This is a genomic window from Staphylococcus petrasii (genome assembly GCF_002902565.1).
GTDB classification, from domain to species: domain Bacteria; phylum Bacillota; class Bacilli; order Staphylococcales; family Staphylococcaceae; genus Staphylococcus; species Staphylococcus petrasii.
Genome location: NZ_PPRC01000057.1, coordinates 1 through 8,768, shown reverse-complemented (window position 1 = coordinate 8,768; position 8,768 = coordinate 1). Strand labels below are relative to the sequence as shown.

The window sequence follows — 8,768 nt, the reverse complement described above, 5'->3', positions numbered from 1 at the left end:
GATTATTACCTCGTGTACTTAATTTTATTAAAGTTATTTAATGTATATTATATGCTCAGTCATATTATAGGTTTTGTAGTGAGTTTTATTATTTCTTATTATTTAAATTGTTATTTTGTTTATAACGTAAAACCAACTTTGAAAAAGTTTTTAAGTTTCCCTTTAACACAAGTTGTGAATATGGGGATGCAGACACTATTTTTATATATTTTTGTAAGATGGTTTAATTTTCCATCTGAAATCGCACCGTTTGTAGGATTGATTGTTACTATTCCAATTACATTTGTGTTATCAAAATGGTTATTGCGCGATAAATAAAGAACACTATTGACGCCTTTTAATAGTCTAGATATAGACTTATTAGAGGGCTTTTTTTAGCATCGGTAAATTGACAATTTAGGCTTAGCTAAAAAATAAATTAGCGTGTTTATACAAAAATTATAGAAATAAAAAAACGTTGTAATTCAATATTTCATGGCTCATACTATTGATATTAACGCTTTTAAGGTGGGTAATGAGATGTCTCAAAGTGAAAATCTGAAGTTAGCTCAAAGAGGCGCGTATCTAAGCTTAGTTGTATATATTATTCTTTCAGTTTCTAAATATATTACCGGTTTTGTATATGATTCAGCAGCAGTCAGAGCAGACGCTTTAAATAATATGACCGATATTATAGTATCGATTGCGGTTATTGTAGGACTTAAGATTTCTATTAAGCCAGCTGATAAGAACCATCCATATGGCCATTTGAAATCTGAGAATATGTCAACGTTATTAGTATCATTTATTATTATGTTTGTAGGGATACAAGTAGTTATTGAAAATGCCCCTCGCATATTTACACATGAACATCACACACCTAATTTTATTACGATTATCATCAGTTTAATCAGTGGGATTATAATGATCGGGGTTTATGCAGTCAATCATCGATTAGCTAAAAAAACCAAAAGTAGTTCTTTAGATTCAGCAGCCAAAGACAATATGTCTGATGGGCTAGTAAGTATTGGGACAGCAATTGGATTAGTATTTACCCAATTTGGATTATCTATTGTCGATGTTATTTTAGCCACACTATTAGGCTTACTTATTATTTATACTGGGTTTGGTATTTTTAAAGATTCTATCTTTGCTTTAAGTGATGGTTTTAATGAAAAGGATTTAGAAGAATATCGTAATGAGGTATTAGAAGTCAAAGATGTGAAAGATGTAAAAAGTGTAAAAGGACGTTATCACGGTAGTAGTATCTTTTTAGATGTAACAATAGTAGTAGACGCACATTTATCATTACAAGAAGCACATGAAATCTGTGATAAAGTGGAGTCACATTTACATAGCGTAGGTATTTCTTCAGTATATGTTCATCCAGAACCAGATACATTAGATTAGATTGAATAAAAAGGTTCACTATTGAGCAAAGAGCTTAATAGTGAACCTTTTTATCTTTACCACCAACCATTTGCTTGTCTGAAGCTAATCGCTGCTTCAATAGAACCATAGCGTTCTTTGGCGTATTGGATCATGCCTTTAGTTTGCGTTTCAACTGAACCATATCCCCAAGATTGATTCGTTTGACCTAAACCATGATATTGTCCGTTTGAAGCATTTGGATTACCACCCGATTCTGGTAGAACAATGCTTTCCCAAAGCGCCTCTGTTCCACCCGCTGCAATAAACTGTTCATAAACAGATTGCGTGCTTTCATTTGTCGTATTAGTACTTGATGTTGAGGCTGATGATGAAGATGATTGATTATATTCATAATTTTGTTGTTGAGATTGATGCGATGTAAGTTCACTCGCATGTGCTTGTCCTGTTTCTATGCCAGCCGCACCTAACGAGACCATAGTCATTAATGCAAATATTGTTTTCTTCATAATAAAAACTCCTTTGTTAATTGGTTAAAGTTGAGAAGAGAACGGCATAAAATGTTTCAACCTTCATTAACATTTTGGCAGTAGCTGACTGATTTGAAAGTGCGCTTAAAGCAAGCTTTTTTCAAACCTAGTCATCCTTGACTGGCGGGCGGGGCCCCAACATAGAGACTTTCGAAAAGAAAGTCTACAAACAAAGCAAGTTGGGGATACGACGAAATTATTTAAATTTCTGTCCCGCTCCCAATTTCTTTTGCTGTCGATTACGGTGACTATACTTTAACACCTTTAAACATGTCATAGGTTACTGCCATATCAAAAGTAATTGTCAGAGATGTAAGCCAAGTAACAAACATGACGGTTCAAAGACATATATGGCAGAGTGATGATAAAACGCTAAGATTATGAAAAATATTGAAATAGTTTTATAATGAAAGTAATTAGAGAAAGAGGCACTCAGATACTTAGCACAGAGAAGAATTTTTAAGCCTCGTTTTACTTTTCAAAAAAAGTAGTACGAAGCAAATACAGGAAGGTGTTTCATATGCCAAAATTAATCTTATGCCGTCACGGACAAAGTGAATGGAATGCTAAAAACTTATTTACAGGTTGGGAAGATGTTCAATTATCTGATCAAGGTCGAGAGGAAGCGATTAAATCTGGCCGTAAATTGAAAGAGAGCGGTATCGAAATTGATGTGGCGTATACATCATTATTAACAAGAGCCTTAGAAACAACGCAATATTTATTAGCGGAATCTGATCAACAATGGATTCCAGTTCATAAAAGTTGGCGTTTAAATGAGCGTCACTATGGTAAATTACAAGGTTTAAATAAAGACGAAGCGCGTAAAGAGTTTGGTGAAGAACAAGTACATCAATGGCGTCGTTCATATGATGTGAAACCACCAGCAGAAACTGAAGAACAACGAGAAACATATTTAAAAGATCGTCGTTATCGTCATTTAGACCACCGTATGATGCCATATTCTGAAAGTTTAAAAACTACGCTTGAACGTGTGGTACCTATTTGGACTGATAGAATTTCACAACATTTATTAGATGGAGAGACTGTGTTAGTTGCAGCACATGGTAATTCAATTCGTGCACTTATCAAATATTTAGATAATATTTCTGATGAAGATATCGTGGGTTATGAAATTAAAACAGGTGCGCCATTAATTTATGAATTAGATGAACATTTAAACGTTACTGATCATTATTATTTATAATGTTCTATTGAAAAGAGTGGAATGGAAATCTTTATAATGAAGAAGATTTCCATTCTGCTCTTTTTTTAGGAGTTAAATGTTAAATAAAAGTGTAGTTTGCATATTAAGTTTTATGAACGACAATAAAGTGATTTTCAGATGGCTGTATGAAAGCTCACTTATTTGCGTTTATGTTGCTTAATAATTTTTAAAGCTCGTTTGCGTGTTTTGATGTTAGGGCTATTTAAATTGCGTCGTGCTGTTTGTAAATCTTGTTTCATATTTGGGCCTCCTTTTCTAAAAGGATAAAGGAAAACAGCATTTTTGTAAATAGTAATTATTACGATTTACAAAATTTACAACTATTTATGTGAAAATTAAATTTGAATCTGTATAATAAGCAACAGTATCTGACACTTAGCACCGAGAGAATGGAGGAAAACAATGTCGCATAAAAGAAAATTAGCAATGATTTATACAATGTTATTAGGCGGTTTCTTTGGACTATTAAATGAAACTTTACTAACGACTGCGTTACCGCGAATTATGAAAGATTTTAATATAGAATATTCGCAAGTACAGTGGCTTACGACGGCCTTTCTATTAACGAATGGGGTAGTGGTACCATTATCAGCATTCATTATTCAACGTTATACGACGAGACAAGTATTCTTAACAGGGATCGCTATTTTCTTGATAGGAACGTTATTAGGCGGTTTCAGTCCGAACTTCACAATATTATTAATTGCGCGTATCATCCAAGCGTTAGGTTCAGGTATCATGATGCCACTAATGATGACGACGATACTTGATATCTTTGAACCGCATGAACGTGGTAAATATATGGGATTCTTTGGTTTAGTCATCGGCCTAGCACCAGCCATAGGACCAACATTATCAGGTTATTTAGTGGAATATTTTAACTGGAGATCACTCTTCCATGTGGTAGCTCCAATTTCAGCAATCACATTTATTCTTGCTCTGAAAATTGTTAAAAACGTGGGTACAAACGTCAAAGCCCCAATTGATATGATTTCAATTATCTTATCTATTCTAGGCTTTGGTGGATTACTGTATGGTGTAAGTTCTATTTCGCACGATGGTTGGGATAATCCAATCGTGTTATTAACCATTATAGGTGGCATCATCTTAGTAGGATTATTCATTTGGAGACAACAACGACTTGAAACACCGTTGCTTAGCTTTAAAGTGTTTAAAAATAAAGAATTTGCGGTTGGTTTATCAATCATGGCAGTAACTATGATTTCAATGATCGGTTCTGAAACAGTAACACCAATGTTTGTGCAAAATGTCTTAAATCGTACCCCGGTAGATTCAGGATTAATTTTACTTCCAGGTGCGATTGTCATGGCTATTATGTCGATGATATCTGGCTGGTTATATGAAACATTTGGCGCTAAAGTATTGGCAATTATTGGTATGTTAATTGTTATTGTAACGACATCTTACTTTGTCTTTATGGATGAACATACCTCAACTATCATGCTCGCAACGATTTACGCGGTTCGTATGATTGGTATCGCTTTAGGATTAATGCCAGTAATGACACATACGATGAATCAACTGACACCAGAATTGAATGCACATGGTTCTTCGATGACAAACACAATTCAACAAATTTCTGGTTCAATTGGGACTGCAGGCTTAATTACGATTTTAAGTTCTGCTAGTAAAAGCTTTAAACCAACGATGAGTGACTATCAAGGGATGAACAAACAAGACATGATGCTTCAAATTCAACTCGATGCAATGTTACATGGCTATCATGCAGGCTTTTTATTTGCAGTCGGTATTACAGTTATCAGTTTGTTGTTAACTTTTCTCATTAAAAGTAAAAAGAAAGTAAAAGCCGAGGCGCAAGATAATTAAACATGTTGGTTAATAGTTGATAATATCCAAACATTCTGAACACTTGACATGATGCAAAATATTATTGACTATTCCTACCGTTGAGATTAGAATTAATTTATTCTGACTAATCTAATAGGAATATGGAGGAAATAAAAAATGAAGAGACTTTTATTTGTAGCTTTAGCACTTATCTTTGTGTTAGCTGCTTGTGGTAATAGTGGGTCATCTGATAAAAACAGTGATTCAAAATCTAGCAGTAGCGACAAAAAAACTTTAAGAGTAGGTACTGAAGGTACATATGCACCATTCACGTTCCACAACAAAAAAGACGAATTAACGGGTTATGATATCGATGTAATCAAAGCAGTAGCTAAAGAAGAAGGTTACAAACTTAAATTCAATGAAACATCATGGGATTCAATGTTTGCTGGTTTAGATGCTAAACGTTTCGACGTTATTGCTAACCAAGTTGGTATTAACAAAGAAAGAGAAGAAAAATACAAATTCTCTAAACCTTACACTTATTCAAGCGCAGTATTAGTAGTACGTGAAAATGAAAAAAATATTAAATCATTTAATGATGTTAGAAGTAAAAAATTAGCACAAACATTTACATCTAACTACGGTAAATTAGCTAAAGATAAAGGTGCTAATATCACTAAAGTTGATGGCTTCAACCAAGCAATGGACTTATTATTATCTAATCGTGTAGACGGTACATTTAACGATAGCTTATCTTACTTAGATTATAAAAAACAAAAACCTAATGCTAAAATCAAAGCAATTAAAGGTGACGCAGAACAAAGTAAATCAGCATTTACATTCAATAAAAGTGTAGATGACAAAGTAGTTTCTGATTTCAATAAAGGCCTTGATAAACTTAAAGAAAACGGTAAATTAGCAGAAATCGGTAAGAAATGGTTCGGTGAAAATGTTTCTGAGCCTAAATAGTCAACAACAACACGCACTTGATGCAGCAGGGCAAGCATTTGGGCCAATGTTAGAGGGATTAGTTAAATATTCTATCCCAATAACAATTGTTACGTTTATCATAGGTTTAATTATTGCTTTATTTACAGCATTAATGCGTATTTCAAATAGTAAGATATTAAGAGGAATTGCGCGTGTCTATGTTTCAATCATTCGTGGGACACCAATGATTGTACAATTGTTCATCATCTTCTATGGTATTCCTGAATTAGGTCGTCTAATTACAGGTAATGCCGATGAACAATGGACGTTATCGTCTGTACTATCAGCCATTATCGGTTTATCTCTTAATGTAGGTGCTTATGCATCTGAGATTATCCGTGGTGGTATTATTTCAATCCCTAAAGGACAAACGGAAGCGGCGTATTCTATTGGTATGAATTATCGTCAAACGATTCAACGTATTATTCTACCTCAAGCGATTCGTGTATCGATTCCAGCTTTAGGTAACACGTTCTTAGGTTTAATTAAAGATACATCTTTATTAGGATTTATCTTAGTAGCTGAAATGTTCCGTAAAGCTCAGGAAGTGGCTTCTACAACATATGAATATTTTACTATTTATATTCTTGTAGCTGTAATGTACTGGGTCGTATGTTTCATTATTTCAGTGATCCAAAGCTTCTATGAATCATATATTGAAAGAGGGTATAACTCATGATTGAATTAAGTGGTATCCATAAATCATTCAATGATAAAGAAGTCATTAAAGGCATTGATTTAAACGTTGATAAAGGGGAAGTTGTGACACTTATTGGCCGTTCAGGTTCAGGTAAAACAACGTTATTGCGTATGATTAATGCTTTAGAGATTCCAACTGAAGGTAATGTAACGGTTAACGGAGAAAGCTATACAGCTAATAATAAAAAATCTCAAATTAATGTTCGTAAACAATCAGGCATGGTTTTCCAAAGTTATAATCTTTTCCCACATAAAACTGCTTTAGAGAATGTGATGGAAGGTTTAGTAACTGTTAAGAAAATGAGCAAAGCGGACGCTAAAGAGAGAGCGATGGGATTATTAGAGAAAGTTGGATTAACAAGCGTTAAAGACCAACGTCCTCATGCTTTATCAGGTGGTCAACAACAACGTGTAGCGATTGCAAGAGCATTAGCTATGAATCCAAAAGTCATGTTGTTTGATGAGCCAACGTCTGCATTAGACCCTGAATTAGTAAACGACGTATTGAGAGTAATTAAAGAATTAGCAGATGAAGGCATGACAATGGTCATTGTGACACATGAAATGCGCTTCGCAAGAGAGGTTTCAAATAAAATTGTCTTCATTCATGAAGGTAGAATTGGTGAACAAGGTTCTCCAGATGAGATGTTTAATCATCCTAAATCAGAAGAACTTCGCAGATTCTTAAATGTAATTAATGAAGATTAAGATAAAATAAAACCACGTTATAGAGAATGGAACAATTCTTTATAACGTGGTTTTTTATTGAGGTTATTTAAATTAGAATTATTTTCTACGGTCTAATAATTTTTGAGCGCGATAAGCTAATGGCTTAATTGGTTTAATAAAGTCTCCAATATATTCATATACATTAGCGTTGAAGCCTTTTTTGAATTGTTGTACGCCATAATCCTCGGCATCTTCACTGAAGTCTCCTGTAATGCCGTAGAAGTTGTAACGATCGATATTATGCTCTTTAGCAAATTTAATCATTTCCCATTGTAAACGATAAGCACCCATATAAGCATTGTATTTAGGGTTAGAACCACTTGATAAGTAGTAAACTTCGTGGTCATTATAAATATAAAGCGCAGCTGCTAGATTTAACACTTCACCTTCTGCAGCGATTTTCTCTTTTGTTTCATTGAGCTTACGTTCATTACTGTTTAATTGTTGCTCAATTTGTGTTTTCTTATTTTTATTTTTCTTAGAATTAGGGCTTTCTTTTAACGCCTCATCAACATCAGTTAATTGTTTTGTTAAATCATCGTGTTTTTGTTGGAGAGTAGATAAATAGTCTTTTAAATCAATATAAGCAAGTTTTAACATTGCGTGGTCTTGATAAGTTTTTTGCATTTCATAGAAGTAAGGTTTATCTCTAAATTTGAAGCCATGCTTTTCTTCTGCCATTTGGAAAAGTTCAAAGAACGTATCTGTTTCTTCCATAGGTAATGTTCTTACTTTAACGCCCATTTCATACGTTTTTTTAATATTACGGCGTGTTTGATAATCCATTTCTTTTAATAATTGATCCTCAGATTTATCTTTAAGGTCAAGGATAGATAACCAACGAATTTGACTCATTGTACTATAACCTACGGACCAACCTTGGTGTTTATAGCCTAAATCTTCTAATGTTTTAATAACGGCGCGATTATCATAGCTTTCTAAGATTTCACCGTCTGCATTTCTTAAGTTTTCTAAAATATAAGGGTCAACTAACACGAATAAGCAATTTTGTTTTTTCAAATAATCTGTTAATGATTTAAAGAAAAAGTGAACTAATTTAATATCACTATAATCCATTACAGGACCACGGTGAGTATAGAAATATTTATAAATTTTTAGGGCACGCGCTTCAGTCATTAAAGTTCCAGCAATAACGTTACCTTCCTCATCTTTGACACCTACAATGTGAACATCATGTTTCATTTCATTTCTATTGTCGTAATGAATACGCGATTGAGTGTAATGTGAAAAATTTTCGGATGTAAATTTTTCAAATTCTTCAGGTGTTAAATTAACGAATTTCATACATATCTACTCCTCTGTCTTTTTAAGAATTCTAACCTATTCTATCAAATTAACTGCACTATTACACATATTTTATTATTATATTCACTCATACTTTAGTAGTATGT

The 8,768-nt window shown here is 33.4% G+C and carries 10 protein-coding genes; 7 read left to right on the top strand and 3 right to left on the bottom strand.

Going from position 1 to position 8,768, the window contains the following annotated elements:
• A partial coding sequence (locus CD127_RS09210) for a GtrA family protein (RefSeq protein ID WP_103366493.1) occupies positions 1–318 on the top strand: 318 nt, incomplete at its 5' end.
• 201 nt (positions 319–519) lie between these two features.
• A complete protein-coding gene (locus tag CD127_RS09205) occupies positions 520–1,389 on the top strand; it encodes a cation diffusion facilitator family transporter (protein WP_103366492.1) in 870 nt (289 codons plus the stop codon).
• 56 nt (positions 1,390–1,445) lie between these two features.
• Here the strand turns inward: CD127_RS09205 and CD127_RS09200 are convergent, their stop codons facing one another.
• The gene (locus tag CD127_RS09200; RefSeq protein ID WP_103366491.1) at positions 1,446–1,877 is read right to left on the bottom strand and encodes an aggregation-promoting factor C-terminal-like domain-containing protein; all 432 of its coding nucleotides are present in this window, start codon (positions 1,875–1,877) and stop codon (positions 1,446–1,448) included.
• A gap of 541 nt (positions 1,878–2,418) precedes the next feature.
• Between CD127_RS09200 and CD127_RS09195 the strand changes: the two genes are divergently transcribed.
• Entirely contained in the window at positions 2,419–3,105 is a 687-nt protein-coding gene (locus tag CD127_RS09195) for a 2,3-diphosphoglycerate-dependent phosphoglycerate mutase (RefSeq protein WP_103298465.1), read from the top strand.
• A 158-nt stretch (positions 3,106–3,263) separates the two neighbouring features.
• Here CD127_RS09195 and CD127_RS09190 read toward each other — a convergent pair whose 3' ends face one another.
• Entirely contained in the window at positions 3,264–3,365 is a 102-nt protein-coding gene (locus CD127_RS09190) for a putative metal homeostasis protein (protein WP_103298466.1), read from the bottom strand.
• A gap of 163 nt (positions 3,366–3,528) precedes the next feature.
• On the opposite strand from CD127_RS09190, the gene CD127_RS09185 reads away from it, so the two are divergent.
• The 4 genes from CD127_RS09185 to CD127_RS09170 all read left to right on the top strand — a co-directional run bounded on the left by CD127_RS09185 (position 3,529) and on the right by CD127_RS09170 (position 7,335).
• Positions 3,529–4,974 carry an MDR family MFS transporter gene (locus tag CD127_RS09185; RefSeq protein ID WP_103366490.1) on the top strand — a complete coding sequence of 482 codons (1,446 nt, stop codon included), beginning with the start codon at positions 3,529–3,531 and terminating at the stop codon, positions 4,972–4,974.
• A 138-nt stretch (positions 4,975–5,112) separates the two neighbouring features.
• Complete coding sequence (locus CD127_RS09180) at positions 5,113–5,907, top strand: transporter substrate-binding domain-containing protein (protein WP_103366489.1); 795 nt, start codon at positions 5,113–5,115, stop codon at positions 5,905–5,907.
• Positions 5,888–6,607 carry an amino acid ABC transporter permease gene (locus CD127_RS09175; protein ID WP_103298475.1) on the top strand — a complete coding sequence of 240 codons (720 nt, stop codon included), beginning with the start codon at positions 5,888–5,890 and terminating at the stop codon, positions 6,605–6,607. The genes CD127_RS09180 and CD127_RS09175 overlap by 20 nt, the downstream gene beginning before the upstream one ends.
• Positions 6,604–7,335 (top strand): amino acid ABC transporter ATP-binding protein, encoded by a 732-nt coding sequence (locus CD127_RS09170; RefSeq protein WP_103298469.1) that lies wholly within the window; start codon positions 6,604–6,606, stop codon positions 7,333–7,335. Before CD127_RS09175 ends, CD127_RS09170 begins: the two co-directional genes overlap by 4 nt.
• A gap of 78 nt (positions 7,336–7,413) precedes the next feature.
• Here the strand turns inward: CD127_RS09170 and CD127_RS09165 are convergent, their stop codons facing one another.
• Complete coding sequence (locus CD127_RS09165) at positions 7,414–8,661, bottom strand: aminoacyltransferase (protein ID WP_103366488.1); 1,248 nt, start codon at positions 8,659–8,661, stop codon at positions 7,414–7,416.
• Positions 8,662–8,768: the final 107 nt, after the last annotated feature.